The sequence below is a fragment of the Enterobacter sp. 241F3 genome, assembly GCF_034106785.1.
Taxonomy (GTDB): domain Bacteria; phylum Pseudomonadota; class Gammaproteobacteria; order Enterobacterales; family Enterobacteriaceae; genus Enterobacter; species Enterobacter vonholyi.
In genome coordinates, this window is the sequence record NZ_JAWNDD010000004.1 from 209,828 (window position 1) to 225,891 (window position 16,064).

The 16,064-nt window shown below is 55.4% G+C and carries 13 protein-coding genes and 1 tRNA gene; 11 read left to right on the top strand and 3 right to left on the bottom strand.

From position 1 onward, the window contains the following. Positions 1–3 precede the first annotated feature (3 nt). The 9 genes from UR504_RS13730 to UR504_RS13770 all read left to right on the top strand — a co-directional run bounded on the left by UR504_RS13730 (position 4) and on the right by UR504_RS13770 (position 11,878). Entirely contained in the window at positions 4–1,158 is a 1,155-nt protein-coding gene (locus UR504_RS13730) for a hypothetical protein (RefSeq protein ID WP_302235966.1), read from the top strand. Next, entirely contained in the window at positions 1,145–4,558 is a 3,414-nt protein-coding gene (locus tag UR504_RS13735; RefSeq protein ID WP_302235964.1) for an ImcF-related family protein, read from the top strand. Before UR504_RS13730 ends, UR504_RS13735 begins: the two co-directional genes overlap by 14 nt. Continuing rightward, positions 4,558–6,153, top strand: coding sequence for a type VI secretion system protein TssA (gene tssA / locus UR504_RS13740; RefSeq protein ID WP_302235962.1), 1,596 nt, complete (start codon positions 4,558–4,560; stop codon positions 6,151–6,153). Before UR504_RS13735 ends, tssA begins: the two co-directional genes overlap by 1 nt. Before the next feature lie 20 nt (positions 6,154–6,173). After that, a complete protein-coding gene (tssF, locus tag UR504_RS13745; RefSeq protein ID WP_302235960.1) occupies positions 6,174–7,937 on the top strand; it encodes a type VI secretion system baseplate subunit TssF in 1,764 nt (587 codons plus the stop codon). Further along, on the top strand, positions 7,892–8,995 hold the full coding sequence (gene tssG, locus UR504_RS13750; RefSeq protein WP_302235959.1) for a type VI secretion system baseplate subunit TssG: 1,104 nt from the start codon (positions 7,892–7,894) through the stop codon (positions 8,993–8,995). Before tssF ends, tssG begins: the two co-directional genes overlap by 46 nt. After that, entirely contained in the window at positions 8,976–9,512 is a 537-nt protein-coding gene (gene tssJ / locus UR504_RS13755) for a type VI secretion system lipoprotein TssJ (protein WP_181899766.1), read from the top strand. Before tssG ends, tssJ begins: the two co-directional genes overlap by 20 nt. Further along, positions 9,505–9,957: a type VI secretion system baseplate subunit TssE gene (gene tssE / locus UR504_RS13760; protein ID WP_274240468.1), complete on the top strand. Its 453-nt coding sequence runs from the start codon at positions 9,505–9,507 to the stop codon at positions 9,955–9,957. The genes tssJ and tssE overlap by 8 nt, the downstream gene beginning before the upstream one ends. Positions 9,958–9,971: 14 nt before the next feature. Beyond that, complete coding sequence (locus UR504_RS13765) at positions 9,972–10,370, top strand: hypothetical protein (RefSeq protein ID WP_302235957.1); 399 nt, start codon at positions 9,972–9,974, stop codon at positions 10,368–10,370. 176 nt (positions 10,371–10,546) lie between these two features. Further along, a complete protein-coding gene (locus UR504_RS13770; RefSeq protein ID WP_302235955.1) occupies positions 10,547–11,878 on the top strand; it encodes a VasL domain-containing protein in 1,332 nt (443 codons plus the stop codon). Positions 11,879–11,925: 47 nt separating this feature from the next. On the opposite strand, the gene UR504_RS13775 is transcribed toward UR504_RS13770, so the two are convergent. Together UR504_RS13775 and UR504_RS13780 are read right to left on the bottom strand one after the other, a co-directional pair. Then, positions 11,926–11,997: transfer RNA gene (locus tag UR504_RS13775), tRNA-Arg, on the bottom strand. Positions 11,998–12,072: 75 nt separating this feature from the next. Next, a complete protein-coding gene (locus tag UR504_RS13780; RefSeq protein ID WP_115875918.1) occupies positions 12,073–13,002 on the bottom strand; it encodes a formate/nitrite transporter family protein in 930 nt (309 codons plus the stop codon). A 313-nt stretch (positions 13,003–13,315) separates the two neighbouring features. Between UR504_RS13780 and mlaA the strand changes: the two genes are divergently transcribed. Beyond that, complete coding sequence (gene mlaA / locus UR504_RS13785; protein WP_115875917.1) at positions 13,316–14,068, top strand: phospholipid-binding lipoprotein MlaA; 753 nt, start codon at positions 13,316–13,318, stop codon at positions 14,066–14,068. A 44-nt stretch (positions 14,069–14,112) separates the two neighbouring features. Here mlaA and fadL read toward each other — a convergent pair whose 3' ends face one another. Then, a complete protein-coding gene (gene fadL, locus UR504_RS13790; protein ID WP_320739803.1) occupies positions 14,113–15,396 on the bottom strand; it encodes a long-chain fatty acid transporter FadL in 1,284 nt (427 codons plus the stop codon). Positions 15,397–15,768: 372 nt separating this feature from the next. Between fadL and UR504_RS13795 the strand changes: the two genes are divergently transcribed. Further along, positions 15,769–16,053, top strand: a complete 285-nt coding sequence (locus tag UR504_RS13795) for a YfcZ/YiiS family protein (RefSeq protein ID WP_023294142.1) — start codon at positions 15,769–15,771, stop codon at positions 16,051–16,053. Positions 16,054–16,064: the final 11 nt, after the last annotated feature.

Below are 16,064 nucleotides of genomic sequence, written 5' to 3' on the forward strand. Positions count from 1 at the left end.
GTAATGAGCTGGGAGCGTCAGAAATCAACAATATCGGCTAAGCCCGAAGAACCTTCATTCATCCTGTGGATGATGCTGGGTGTTCTTGCACTGGTCGGGTGCGTGCTGTTGTTTGTCCTGCATGCCAATCAACTGGCTGGGCCACTTCAAACATTTAATTTTTGGATTGTTACCGCATCCCCTGCAGTTGTCTGGTTTTTCTTTCTCTGTCTGCGTGGCTGGCTCTATAACAATGCATTTGACAGACACGAATTTGAAGCCGGTGAGGCAGAATATGCGCAACAACAGTGGATGGAATGGTCTGGACGCAATGTCGCTGTATTACACAGCGGTGTATTGCTGCCTGCAAATCTGACCCTTCAAAATTTTATAGCAGCCCCGCTAGCGCTAGAGCAGAGCACATCTCTGACCCGACGCATTTGTCTGCAAGATCATGAGACCCATTTTTCTGTTCTGCTGACAGGATTAAGCCAAGTTCTGGCAAAGTTGCATTCAGATTTAGTCCCAGCCGTTACGCTGCTGACAGATTCTCACGATGACATTCTGGTACTACAGGAGGCATTTGCGCAGGCTTGGCAGACAGCCATAGTAGATCGCCTTGTTCCACAGTTGACGATCCTTACGTCAAGGTCCTTCATTTCACTGGATGAGCGAATTAAATCACCGACGCTGGATGTGGATTTGATCCTGATTCACCAGACACAGGGGCGGGATAGGTACAGTGATGTGCTGGCAGCCCTGTTGCTGACCTCCGATGATGTCGCCACAAAATATAATCTCTCCTTTAACGCCCGTATTTTGCGTCCAATGGCACTTGACATGGCGATTTCAGAAAAGTCACTGGATACATTTTTCTCGACCCAGACTCAAGCTTGTGCCACCGCCAGTATTGTCGGCGACAGCGTGGGGTGGGGTGATGCATTTTCTGATTTACTCGCAGCGGCACAAGATTATGACGGTTACTGGAAACCTGAACAGCTCCACTGGCTGGAGAAATATGCCGGGCTTAGCGGCCCTTTTTCTCCATGGATACTGGCTGCAGTAGCCAGCGATATCGTGAATATACAAAAAGCCGACTGTCTGATGCTCTCCACAGATGGTGAGCAGAAATTTATTAATACCGTGCAAACAGGGAACAGAAACGATGACAACGGGTGATTCAGCATGGCGCGGAGGATGGGGAAAACTGGGGTTCTCCGCGCTTTTAGCGGGCGGGATTGCCTGGGGCATCTGGCACTATGGTGATCAGATGGGGCTGCATACCCCGTTACTTAAAGGGCTGGTCATTGCCGGAGCCCTGATTTTATTGATGCTGTTCCGCCACGGCAAAACCATTACGCTCGCCATTAAACAGGGCTGGCATCGTTTCCAGTCTAAGCGAAAGAATGTTCTGCCAGCCGATGAAGGCCGCGTTGAACAGACCGAGCCGCGTAACGTCACCGTCGACACCATCCGTGAAGCCATGCGTAACCTCTATGGCCATCGCTGGGGACGTAAAACTCGCATCCTGCTGATAACCGGTACGGCCGCTGAAGTGGAACAACTGACTCCGGGCCTTACAACTCAGCTCTGGCAGGAAGACCGCGGCACACTGTTGCTGTGGGGCGGTGGCCTCAATACGCCAGCGGACAGTGCCTGGCTGACCGCGCTGCGCAAACTGCGCCGTCGCCCGGTAGATGGGCTGGTGTGGGTCACCTCGGCCTTTGACCAGCTCTCAGCACCAGGGCTGGAGCCGCCGCTGCCGGTACCGTCTGAAAGCACCATGGACTCCCTGTCGCATGCCATCAGTGCCCGTATGGATACGCTCGGCTGGAAACTTCCCCTGTACGTCTGGTCCCTGCATCTGCGGGTCGGTAAGCCGGAAGGGCGGGTTGTACAGGCGGCGGGGTGTCTGCTGCCTGACAGATGTACTGCGGAAGGCCTGGCTGAGCAACTGACTGCCCTGACGCCAGCGCTGACCTCACAGGGTTTGCAACAGACCTGTGATGACGTGAAACACAGCTTCCTGCTGACGCTTGCTGACCAGCTAATTCGTGAGCCGGAAAGCGTGACCGCACCGCTGTCGGTGATGCTCAATCCCTACCGCCCGCTGCCGCTGGCCGGTGTGGTGTTCAGTCAGCCCTCTGCCGGTGCCGAACGTGCCGTGCCGCACCACTGGGGCATGGATAAGCGCTGGGAGGTTCTGCCGGACTCTGTCCGGGCGCTCCCTGCGGCTCTGCGTCCGCGCAAGCCGGGCATCCAGTGGCGTAAAGCGATGACCTCTGTTGTCGCCTTGGCGATGGTGGGCTGGGCTGTGTGGATGGGCATCGCGTATGTCACCAACCGCAGCCAGATTGCCGGTGCGAATACCCAAGCCGCACTTGCTGCCCGACAGAATCAGCCGCTGGAGCAGCGCCTGCACGCGCTGTCTGAACTGCAGAAAACGCTGGCCCGCCTGCAGTACCGCTCTGAGCATGGTGTGCCATGGTATGAGCAGGCCGGCCTGAGTCAGAACAATACCCTGCTGGCGGCACTCTGGCCACGCTATCAGGACAGTGCGCTACCGCTGTTGCGGGATGCTTCTGCAAACCATCTGCAAAGACAGATTAATGCCTTTAATGCACTGCCGCCGGACAGCCCGCTGCGTGAACAGATGGCAAAAACTACCTATGACCAGCTTAAGCTCTACCTGATGCTAGCGCGTCCGGAACATATGGACGCAGCCTGGTTCAGTTCTGCGCTGCTGCACGACTGGCCAGAACGTGATGGTGTGAAAGACGCCGTCTGGCAGGGTGTAGCTCCGTCACTGCTGACGTTTTATGGCGCTCAGCTGAATGTACACCCGGAATGGAAGCTCAGTGCGGATGAGAGCATGGTCAGCCAGACGCGTTCCCTGCTGGTTCGCCTGATGGGCTTGCGTAATAGCGAATCGACTCTGTACCAGAATATGCTTTCACAGGTGGCACACTTGTATGTCGACATGCGCCTTGAAGACATGACCGGCGATACCAATGCATCCCGTCTGTTCAGCACCACGGAAGTCGTGCCGGGCATGTTTACCCGCCAGGCCTGGGAGCAGGCCGTCCAGCCTGCCATCGAGAAGGTGGTGAAGGCGCGCCGGGACGAGCTCGACTGGGTGTTGACGGACAGCAAACGTCCGGTCAATAAGCAGGATGAAATCTCCCCGGAAGCACTTAAAAATCGCCTGACGGAGCGTTATTTTGCCGATTTTGGCGGCACCTGGCTGGAATTCCTCAACAGCCTGCGCTGGAACCAGGCCACCACGCTGTCGGACTCCATTGACCAGTTGACCCTGATGGCCGACGTGCGTCAGTCGCCTCTGGTGGCGCTGATGAACACTCTGAATGTTCAGGGGCGTACCGGACAGACAGGCGAAGCGATATCAGATTCACTGGTGAAATCAGCCAAAAATCTGCTGGGCGTTGACAACAAGGATGCCATTGACCAGAGTGCCGGCGTTCACGGTCCGCTGGATGCAACCTTTGGTCCGGTACTGGCACTGATGGATAAAAGCAACACCGGTGCGCAGGCGCTGAGCCTGCAGTCGTACCTGACTCGCGTGACGCAGGTGCGTCTGCGTCTGCAGCAGGTGACTAATGCCGCAGACCCTCAGGCCATGACCCAGACCATTGCCCAGACCGTATTTCAGGGTAAAGCGGTTGACCTGACCGAAACCCGCGACTACGGCAGCCTGATTGCAGCAGGCCTGGGTCAGGAATGGAGCGGCTTTGGGCGTACGGTATTTGTGAATCCGATGGAGCAGGCCTGGCAGCTGGTGCTGACCCCGGCGGCCGAGAGCCTCAATGCCCAGTGGCAGCAGGCGGTGGTGGCTGAGTGGAACAGTACCTTTGGTGGCCGTTATCCGTTCAATAACTCCAGCAGCGATGTTTCTCTGCCATTGCTGGCCAAATACCTCAACGCGGATTCCGGGCGTATCGCTCAGTTCCTGCAGACCCGTCTCAAAGGCGTGCTGCACAAAGAAGGGAACCACTGGGTGCCGGACAGCATCAACTCACAGGGCCTGACGTTTAACCCGGCGTTTCTTAACGCCATCAACACCCTGAGTCTTATCTCGGATGTGGCCTTCACCGAAGGCAACGCCGGCATGAACTTCGAACTGCGCCCGGGCACCGCCGATGGGGTGATGCAGACCGACATGATTATCGACAGCCAGAAGCTGACCTATGTGAACCAGATGCCGGCATGGAAGCGGTTCACCTGGCCTGCTGATACTGAAGCCCCGGGGGCCAACCTGAGCTGGATTAGCACGCAGGCCGGGACCCGTCAGTACGCCGATATTCCGGGTAGCTGGGGGCTGATTCGTCTGCTCGATAAAGCCAGCGTGAAAGCGTATCCGGGCGTGGGCAGCAGCTACAGCCTGAGCTGGAAGGCACAGGATGGTCGTACGCTCAATTATACCCTGCGTACCGAAGCCGGCGAGGGGCCGCTGGCGCTGCTGAAGCTGCGCAATTTCCGTCTGCCGGAAACCATCTTCAGCACGACCGTCGCGTCAGACCAGGTCGCCAGTGCGGCCAGTGATGCAGAGGAGGTCTACTGATGAGCACGCTCAATGCCTTACTCAGTGCCTGCCAGACAGAACAGGAACCACTGCTTGTAGCAACCCGAGAACGTGTGGCGCAGTGGGACAACTGGCTGCAGCCGCTGTCCGGGCAATCGCCCGCTGGCGAAGACCCGGGCTATGACGATGACTTCCAGCAGATGCGCGAGGAGGTCAACAAACTCTCCGGCGCGGATACCGAACTCATCTGCCGGCTTGCTGAGAAGCTGTTGACCACCACTGCCAAAGATATCCGTGTGGCGACGTACTACTGCTGGGCAAAGCTGCACCGCGAAGGTGAGCGGGGGCTGGCTGAAGGACTCGAACTGTTGACCGGTCTGCTGGAGCGTTTTGGACCACAGCTGCACCCGCAGCGTGACCGTAGCCGTAAGGCGGCACTGGAATGGCTGGCCGGGTCGCGCATGACTGATTCGCTTTCCCTGTACCCGGAAGTGGTCAGGATCGATGCGATGCGAACCACTGGTGCGCTGCTGCTGATATCACAGTTTATTGAGAATGAGCCGGATGAAACCCGTCCCGAACTTAATGCGCTTTATAGCGCGCTGGAAAGTCGTCTGCAGAAAGCGGGCGGCGTGGATGCGGTGGTACCGCAGAATGCCAGCACCAGCGACACCCCTTCGGCAGCCAGCCACAGCGATGCCCCGGCCATCGGGCGGATCACCTCCGGTCAGGATTTGCTGGCCCAGGCCCGCACCCTTACTGAATATCTGCGCGAGCAGCCGGACGGCTGGCTGTCAGCACACCATCTGATGAAAAGCCTGCGGCACGACACCCTGCGGGCCATTCCTGCCCCGGATGCGCAGGGGCGCACACGCATTGAGCCGCCAAGGGCGGATCAACGCGCGTTACTCAAACGCCTCTACCTGCAGCAGAACTGGGCTGAAATGCTGGAAACGGCCGACAGCACCTTTTCCCGCGGTGCCAATCACCTGTGGCTGGATTTGCAATGGTATATCCACCAGGCGTTGACGAAATCCGGTCAGGAGACGCTGGCCGACATTGTCGTGGCTGACCTGAAAGGGCTGCTGTCTCGCCTGTCCGGGCTGGAGACACTGGCGTTCAGTGACGGTACACCGTTTGCGGACGAAGTGACGCTGAACTGGATCCAGAATAGCGTGATTGATACCACTGGTGGGTGGGACAACGATACGCCATCAGCCCCGGCCACCGCCGGTAATGATGACATTCTGGCGCTGGAGCCGGAAGCCGTGGCGCTGGCCGACAGTGAAGGCCCGGATGCCGCGCTGGGCTGGTTGCAGACCCGGCCGGGCATGACCACCGATCGTCAGAAGTGGCTGTTGCGTCTGCTGATGGGACGCATTGCTGAGCAGTACGGTAAAAATGACCTGGCGGTACACCTGTTTGCAGAACTGGGTGAGCGTGCAAGAGAAGTGACCCTCAGTGACTGGGAGCCTGAGCTGATGTTTGAGGTGCAGGCCCGCCATCTGAAACTCCTGCGCCTGAAAGCCGGTCGCAGCGAGGCTGAAAAGGCCCGCCTTACACCGGTAATGGACCAGTTACTTGCCGGACTGATCGCCGTCGATCCAGCCCGTGCCGCCGTGCTTTGCGGTTAAATCCACAGGAACAGAAATAAATGGAAGATTTGACCCTGCGTTATTACGACGCAGAAATACGGTACCTGCGTGAAGCCGCGAAAGAGTTCGCTCAAACCCATCCCGATCGTGCAGCAATGCTCGACCTGGATAAGGCCGGCACACCCGATCCCTATGTTGAACGCCTGCTTGAAGGGTTTGCCTTCTCAATGGGGCGGCTGCGCGAAAAGATTGACGACGACTTGCCGGAACTGACCGAAGGGCTGGTCAGCATGCTCTGGCCCCATTACCTGCGCACCATTCCGTCTCTCTCGGTGGTGGCGTTCACGCCTGCGCTTCAGGCCGTTAAAATGGCAGAAGTGATACCCGCGGGTCTGGAAGTTTACTCCCGCCCGGTGGGGCCGAAAAACACGGTCTGTCGCTACCGCACCACCCGCGATGTGATGCTTAACCCGCTGAATATCTCTGGGGTGACCATGACCACTGAGCCGGACGGGCGCTCTCTGCTGCGGATGCGTTTTGCCTGCAGCACCCAGGCGGACTGGTCCCATGCTGATCTCAGCCACCTCAGTTTGTATCTCGGGGCGGATGCCCCGGTCAGCAGCCAGCTGCACCTGATGCTCACCAAACGACAGGCTGCCCTGTATATGCGTCTGCCCGGGCAGACCGACCGTATTCGCCTCGACGGGTATTTCTCGCCGGGTGGTTTTGCGGAGGAAGACTGCCTGTGGCCGAAGGGCGATACCGCCTTCAGCGGCTACCAGCTGCTGCTGGAGTACTTCACTTTCCGTGACAAGTTTATGTTTGTCCACCTCAACGGGCTGGACGGCATTACGCCATCTGCCGGAGCAGAGTATTTCGACATCGAAGTCGTGTTCAGCACACCGTGGCCATCAGAGCTGCCGGTCACCGATGACGCGGTTCGTCTGCACTGTGTGCCGGTGATTAACCTGTTCACACTGGAAGCTGACCCACTCACCATTACCGGGCTTGAAAGCGAGTACCTGCTGCGCCCCAAACGTCTGCAGGACGGACATACCGAGATTTATTCGGTGGATTCGGTGACAGGCTCAAACCGGACCAGTGACGCAGAGTATGTGCCGTTCAGCAGCTTCAGGCACAAGGGCGGGATGATGCGCCGTCATGCACCACCCCGTTACTACCACACCCGCGTAAAGCGCAGCGTGACCGGGTTGTATGACACCTGGCTTATCCTTGGGGGGCACCAGTGGGAAGAGGACCGCCTGTTTGAGCGTGAAGCCGTATCGCTGCAAATCACCGGCACCAACGGCCAGCTGCCGCGCCGTGCACTACAGAGTACGCTGCTTGACCGCTGTGAGCAGGTGGTCAGTACACAACTTTCAGTACGCAACCTCTGCAAACCAACGCTGCCAGTCTATCCGCCTTCTGAAGACCGTTTTCACTGGCGGGTGCTGAGCCACCTGGGATCCGGGTTCCTGAACATGATGAGTACTGCCGAAGTGCTGCGCGGGACGCTGGCGCTCTATAACTGGCAGGAAGATGAACTGAACACCCGGCGTCTGGAGGCGATTCAGCACGTGGAGCACCATCGCCTTCAACGTTTTGAACAGGGCTACCTGCTTCGGGGGCTGGATATCGAAGTGACCCTCGACAGCAACGGCTTCACCGGCGAGGGCGATATTCACCTGTTCGGTGAAATGCTCAACCGGTTCTTTGCGCTGTATGCCGATATGAACCAGTTCAATCAGCTTACCCTCATTGTTCAGCCAGAAGGAAAATGCATCCGGTGGAAAGAGAATCACAGTCCGCGTCTGCCAGGCTGATAGCGCAGCTGGGCGACCGACTGCCGTACATGAATTTTTACCGTTTCTGTCAGCTACTGGAGCAGAGCCAGCCGGATAAACCGGTCACTGGCAGCACCTGGCAGGTGCGACAAGAGCCGGTACGCTTTCGACCCCATTCTGGGATGGGGTTCCCGGCCTCTGAAATCAAAGGGGCAGAGCTACCGGAACATCCGCACCTTCCAACCACGATTCGTACCACCTTTATGGGGCTCTACGGCGTGGAGTCTCCGCTGCCGACGCACTATATCGATGACATCGCCCAGAGACGGGAAGGGTACGAAGCTAACGCGGACTTCCTCGATATCTTCAACCACCGGCTGATTGCTCAGTACTACCGTATCTGGCGTAAATACTCGTATCCGGCAACGTTTGAAGAAGGCGGTAAGGACAAAACTTCACAGTATCTGCTGGGTTTGGCCGGGCTCGGGATTAACGGTTGCACGGACAATATCGCGGCCCCGGCTTCGCGCTTTCTGGCACTGTTGCCGGTCATGTTGCTGCCGGGGCGTACCGCAGAAGGCATGGCCTCGCTGGTGCGCCTGCTGGCACCCAACACGCAGGCGAAAATCTGGCACCACGACAAACGCCGTGTACCGCTGAAGAAGCCACTGACCATGAGCGTCAGGCAGCCCGTCACCCTGACCAGCCGTCCGGTGATGGGGAACTATGCCACCGACGTAAACAGTCAGGTGCTGATGCGTCTGACCACCACTGACCCGGCAGAGGTGCGGGGCTGGTTACCGGATGGGGAGCTTCACACGGACCTGATGGCGCTCCTGCATGTCTATCTTGGCTCCCGCCTCGATGTGCGGTTACAGCTGTGTGTCGACCGTAGCCTGCTGCCGGACGCGACAATGAGCAGTAAACCCAACGCCGGGGCGGTTCAGCTGGGCCGCACTGCCGTGATGCGACCGCTGAATGCGGCTAAGACCGCATCACATCCAAAAACAATAACCATCAATCTTGGCCGCTACGAGCGCGTACAGGAAAATATTCACCGCAGGGAGACCGATGAAGATGGCGATTACCGCTGGTAAATTTCCTCTGGTTACGCTGGCTACAGGCATTACGCTGATACTGGCAGGCTGTGGACTTACTCAGAGTGTTACGGACGGCACTGTCGCCGTGACTAAATCGATTTTTTATAAGCAGGTGAAGATTCTGCATCTCGATATTCGTGCCCGTGAAGCCGTGAACAGCAATGCTGGTGGTGTCGCTCTGTCGACGGTGGTGCGTATTTATCAGCTTAAAGACCGCAAAACCTTTGATAGCACAGACTACCCCTCATTGTTTAAAGACGACAGCCAGGCCGTCAAGGCAGACCTCATGGCGGAGAAAGATATAAGGCTGCAGCCCGGGGGGGCGGTCACGGTTGATATGCCAATGGAAAAAGATGCGCAGTATGTGGCAGTGGCCGGGATGTTTATGTCACCGGACCAGGAGAACAACACCTGGCGTGTAGTATTGAGCCGCGATGAGCTTGATCCGGATAAGGCCCGGGTTATTGACGCGGGCAACAATCGACTGACTCTGCAGGCGCTGAAAGATGAGTGAGTCATTCCGTCCTTCACTGTATGAAACACTTTATGGCAACTTCACCGGCGGCCTCGACCTGCATCAGGTCAGCGAGCAGAACCAGGTCGTTTTGTCCGTACTCGATAACATGCAGCGTATCCTCAACTGCCGCGCCGGCACGCTGGCGCATCTGCCTGACTACGGCCTGCCGGACATGACCAAAATCCTGCAGGGCATGCCGGGAACGGCCCATGAGCTGATGGGCACATTGTCTGCCGTTCTGCTCAAATATGAACCGCGCCTGAAAAGCATAAATGTCATTCTGCTCGACCAGAAAATCCCTGGTGAGTTGCGCTATGCCATTGATGCTGAACTTAAAGGGATTGGCCTGGTGCGCTACGGGACTGAATTTATGCCCGAAGGACGGGTCCTGTTAAGGCATCTCAGGCAACAGCAGTATCTCGACACCACTCTCCGTATATAAGGTCCGATAACATCATGTCCGTAAAATCACAGTTCCTGAAGAAGTTGCAGGCAAGACAACCTGCACCTGTTCCTGCAATCAGCAGGAGTCAGGCTGATATTGCAGAGTTTCGCCAGCGAATGGCTGAGCTTCAGGATGAGATGAACGCGTGGCTGACAGATACGGGACTGAATGTGGAGCCACTGACGGTATCCGTTCCGGATCTGCTGGTGGAGGGCGGGGCTTTTGAGATTTCCGGTATCGTTCTGCGTTATGGCAGCCGAGCGGTCAGATTTATGCCGATCTTTCTGTATGGACAGGGCGTAGCAGGTTGTGTCGAGGTGACTTTCTGTTCCGGGGATAAGGTGATTTCTCAGGGACGCCTGTTCATGCGAGTGGGGAGCGTAAATGGCTGGATCTTTACGCCCCCCTGATATCTCATCCCGTTCAGGACAACTATTTGATGAAGGCATTTTTTACGGTCTGATTTTAGCGCTGCTGCCATAGCGATAACATTCATTCCTTTTATTAGTCACTGCATTTTTAATCGCAAAATAGCCTTACATCTCAACTGACGAAATTAACTACACGGATATGCAGGCCCTTCAGGATGACCACACATATAACGTTAAAAACCGGCGGCGACCCGCGTACGCTGCCAGATTACGCCGCCCTTCGCGATGAACTCAGTAAGCTTACGCATCCTGCTCGCCCGGATGTGAACTGGCAATATGTCGAAAGACTCTGTCTCTCTCTGTTTGAACAAAACGGTGTGGAGTTGCAGACTGCGGCCTGGTACACCCTTGCCCGTACTCACCTGTCTGGATTAGCTGGCCTGAACGAAGGGTTGGCAATTCTGGAGGCCCTGATTAGCCGCCAGTGGGACGTTTTCTGGCCGAAGACGCTACACGCTCGTCTGGAAATCCTTAGTGGCCTGAGCCAGCGCCTGCAGCAGCGCATGCGCATGCTTGCATTGAACAACAGCCATCTACGTGAGCTTTATAGTGCTGAAGCGTTGCTTACCAGCCTGAGCGCGGTGTTCCAGCGTCTCGAACTCAAACGCCTTAGCCAGTTCAATACGTTACGAACGTTGATACGTTCAAGTGCTGAACGGCTGGAAAGCGGTAATGACGCATCAGATTTGGATGCGATCATAATGCCCGGTCGCGAGTTACCTCAGGAAAGGGTAGAACCGATTGGCGAAGTGAAATGGGTCTACGTTGTGCAGCAGGAAAATCAGCCGGATACAAAGGAGCGTCCGACTGCGCAAGGGTCTGTCAGACCATGGAAACCCTTTCTCGCCGGGATGTGTTCTGTGCTGGTGGTCAGCCTCGCCGTGGCGTGGGGAGGGGGCTTTCTGTCGAGACCGGATCCCTTAACGACTCAGGCCATTGCCTCGCTGGCGCCGTTACCTGAAGTGCTTACTCCTGTTCAGCAAGACGCGTTAGCGCAGCGAGGCACCATTCCGTCCACGTTTATCACCGAAACGCAGCAGCAGCTTGCCCGACTGGATAAGCTCCCACCTGACTGGAATATTTCCTACAGCCTTCAGTTGTTAGCGCAACTCCAGACTTTGCAGCCGGAGGAAGCGAAGTCGCTCACCGTGCAGTGGAAGCAACAATTTAACGCGGCAGCGTTGCCTGTCGATTCCATGAACAGCTGGTATCAGGGAATGATGAAGCTTCAGCAACTGAGCCATAGGCTGAGTAGTCTGGATGAGCAAAAAGGAAAATATATCACGGTAAGTGAGCTTAAATCGGTGGTTTTTTCGACAATGCAGTCCTTTAACCAAACCATACCGGCTGAAGAACAACTCCGGCGCCTGTCAGAGCATAGTGCTGAAAGTGCGCTTCCTGAAGCCGAAAAAACCCAGCTGGAGTTGCGTCTAAGACAGCTGGCAACGCGTTATGCTCAAATCAAACAGGATTTTTCTGCTCAGTGAATGCGGGTGTGGAGAAACGATGTGCAGAAATAAGCGGGAGGGTAAAGTGTCCCCTGCAGGAATCGAACCTGCAACTAGCCCTTAGGAGGGGCTCGTTATATCCATTTAACTAAGGGGACGAGGCGGCACGAGTATAGCCTTATTTACACTTTGCGTTAAGCGCATCGCCGCCTGACTGCTCAAAGAGTCACCATTCAGGTCGTTTTTTTTGTCGATTTATCATCATTTTCCCGTGCCTTAAGCTCAGCTTTGCGTTTGTTTGACATGTCGTTACGGATTTGGGCGTGGCTTAACAGCGCGAAGATAAACGTTCCACCGCAGATGTTTCCCGCCAGCGTCGGAAGGGCAAACGGCCAGAAGAAATCGCTCCAGTGAAGCGTACCGTTAAAGACCAGATAGAGGATTTCAACGGTCCCGACCACAATATGCGTGGTGTCCGCCAGCGCAATCAGCCAGGTCATCAGTATGATCACGACAATTTTGGCGCTGCCTGCTGAAGGGAACATCCACACCATCGTGGCGATAATCCAGCCGGAGATGATGGCATTCGAGAACATCTCGACCGGCGTGTTTTTCATTACATCCATGCCGATTTTTACAAACGCATCCCGTGTGGGTTCATCAAATATCGGCATATATTCAAACGCCCAGGCCGCGATGCCCGTGCCGATGATATTTCCCAGCAGGACCACGCCCCAGAGCCGCATCAATAAACCGAAATTCCCGAGTGTGGGGTTTTGCATCACCGGCAGAACCGCGGTCACCGTGTTTTCAGTAAATAGCTGCTGGCGGGCCATGATGACGATAATAAAGCCGAAGGTATAACCGAGGTTCTCGAGTAAAAAACCGCCGGGTACGCCTTCCAGCTGCACATGAAATATCCCTTTCGCAAGCAGAGATGCGCCCATTGAGAGCCCTGCAGCGATGGCTGACCAGAAGAGAGCCATCGCGTCGCGCTCCATCTCTTTTTCACCGTCCTGGCGGATATGCTCGTGGATGGCCATCGCGCGGGAAGGGAGGCGATCTTCGTCAATTTCTATTTTCTCGCCGCGCGCTTTCTCCTCGCTTTCAATTTCAAGTTCCTCATTGCTCTCGCCAATTTTTTCTTCGCCCACTTCTTTCATATATGCTCCCGGAGATTGATCTTTCTGTTAAGCGTAGCGGCTTTTGTCGGGATGCCTGTGGGGATGCTCTTAAATTGGCAGCAATGACAACAAAGGTGATACATCTCTTTCAAAGGCATTATAAAATTGCCAGCGAAACGAATTCTAAAAGCCAGGCTATGCTGAGATCAGAGTCACGGTGGTTACTGCCCGTAATTGTGCTCATAGACATCGGTAAACGTGCTGTTACAATCGCTTGCACGTTTACAGACGGAGCATCAGGCTCCGTTACGGATGGCAATCAACGATAGCCATACTGAACAGGGAGATATTTATGAAACTTCGGCTGTCGGCGCTTGCGCTGGGCGCGACGATGCTTGTGGGCTGCGCCAGCTCTGGGGAGCAAACGGGCCGCTCCGATCCTCTCGAAGGATTTAACCGCTCCATGTATAGCTTAAACTACAACGTGCTGGACCCGTATGTGGTTCGCCCGGTGGCAGTGGCATGGCGCGATTATGTTCCACAGCCCGCGCGTAACGGGTTAAGTAACTTTACCAGCAACCTCGAAGAGCCTGCGGTAATGGTGAACTACTTCCTGCAGGGCGACCCCTACCAGGGGATGGTCCACTTTACCCGCTTCTTCCTGAACTCCATTCTGGGGATGGGCGGCTTTATTGACGTCGCAGGCATGGCGAACCCGAAACTTCAGCGTGAACAGCCGCACCGTTTTGGTAGTACGCTGGGGCATTATGGTGTCGGTTACGGCCCTTACGTTCATCTGCCGTTCTATGGCAGCTTCACCGTGCGTGATGACGGCGGTGATATGGTCGATACGCTGTATCCGGTTCTGTCATGGCTGACCTGGCCGCTGTCGGTGGGTAAATGGACGGTGGAAGGGATTGAAACCCGCGCGCAATTGCTTGACTCTGATGGCCTGCTGCGCCAGTCTTCTGACCCGTACATTATGGTACGTGAAGCGTACTTCCAGAATCATGACTTTATTGCCAACGGCGGTAAGCTGAAGCCGGAAGAGAATCCAAACGCGAAGGCGATCGAGAACGAACTAAAAGATATCGATTCTGAGTAAATAAAAAAGGTGAGCAATGCTCACCTTTTTTGATTCTGTCGCGGTTAGAACGCGTAGTTGAAGTTCGTACCGAACAGCCAGGCTTTACCTTCAGAGGTAAACTCGTAAGGGCCTTCCTGGAACGTCACTTTCTGACCGTGCATATAAGATACGCCCGCATCGATGGATGCATTCTCGTTGAACGCATACGTCGCGCCCGCGCTTAACCAGAAACGGTCCTGATCCGGAATGGAAATGGAACGTTTGTCTGCCGGAACCGGGCTGTCGTCAAATGCGATACCGGAGCGGAAAGTCCAGTTTTTATCGTAGTAGTAGGTGGTACCCAACGCAATACGATAGGCGTCGTGGAAGCTTTCGTCCTTATAGAACAGCGTCTGGCCATTGGTTCCGGTCGCTTTCAGCTCCTGGAACTGGCTCCAGCTGGTATAGGCCAGGCTATAGTGGATAGCCCATTGCGGCGCAACACGGTTGTAACCGGACACTTCCCACATTTCTGGCAAATGCAGTGACAGTGAACCTGGAACGGTCTGGTTGGACGTTCCCCAAGGAATGGTTGTACCCGCACCAGGAACCAGGTTGTTCACAGGCGTCAGGATGCCGCTCTTGTAATCGCCGTCGAAGTCAATTTTCACTTCGGAACGATAGGTCAGGCCCCAACGGTTGTTTTTGTCCAGCTCGTACAGGATACCGGCGTTCCAGCCATAGCCCCACTCATCACCTTCAAGACTGGCAATTTTATTGCTGTTTTTAGGCAGGCGCGCAGTCTGTTCCCCGGAATAACGTTCGATTTTGGCATCGGCGTAAACGGCATCAAAGCCCAGACCAAAGCTCCAGTTATCGTTCAGGCGATACGCACCGCTCAGGTTGAGGTTCAGCGTAGTAAGGTCTGTTTTACCGCCGTATTCACCAGCCGGGTAGTTGTTATTGAACTCGGTAGCCAGGCCGTAGTTAGACGTTACGGATGCACCCCAGCCAAACTGTTCGTTAATAGGCGCAACGAAGTGCAGGTTGGGGATCCATGCTGTTGGGGCAATGTTGTCCGCTTTAAGGTTCGCACCCGTATAAGGCGACTTACCAGAAACGTTGACATCAGGGTCGATATAAACCGCACCGGCAGAGAAAGTCGGACGATCGAACATCATGATCAACGCGGGGTTACGACTCGCGTTACCCGCATCATCAGCAATAGCGCCTTCACCGGAATACGCACGGCCAAGGCCAGAGGAAGAAAATTCGTTTAACTGAAAGCCCGCTGACCAGGCGGAAGTGGAGACGAGTGCCACTGCGACTGCCAGCGCAGTCTTGTTGAACAGGGTTTTCTGGCTCATGACCATAACCTCATTGAGTTATTTTTATTCAATAATTGTTACATACCGTAACAGGAGCGCGAAGTGTAGGGTCTGAGGTATGACAGACAAATCAGACCAGTGGCCAGAGTATAGGTCTGACCAGCCAGAATGTTGCAAGTTTGTTTATTAATATTTTCAAACATGTTTCGCGAAACGAGATCTGGTTGGCAAAATTGTGACCATCGCGACTCACCCAAAAGGGTGGTTTTTGTTCTGGATCATTTTTTAGTGTGATATTGGTCACTTATCCGTTTTTGCGCCATTAACGGCTGGAGAGAGCCCGCGCCGGGGCGTAAAATATCAGCATCGTGTTTATCTCGCGCGCTGCGCGAATACAGAGGAAATTGAGCTATGAGTAAATGCAGTGCTGATGAAACCCCGGTTTGCTGCTGTATGGATGTTGGGACCATCATGGACAACTCCGATTGCACCGCGTCTTACAGCCGTGTGTTCACTAACCGTGCCGAAGCGGAAGAGACCCTGGCCGCGCTGAGCAAGCGTGCGCGTGATGTTGAATCCGATCCGTGTGAAATCAAGTCGACCTTCACCGAAGTGGAAGGCGGCGTGAAGCTGGACATCGACTTTGTTTTCGCCTGCGAAGCAGAAACGCTGATTTTCCAGCTGGGTCTGCGTTAATCCTTTTTGCC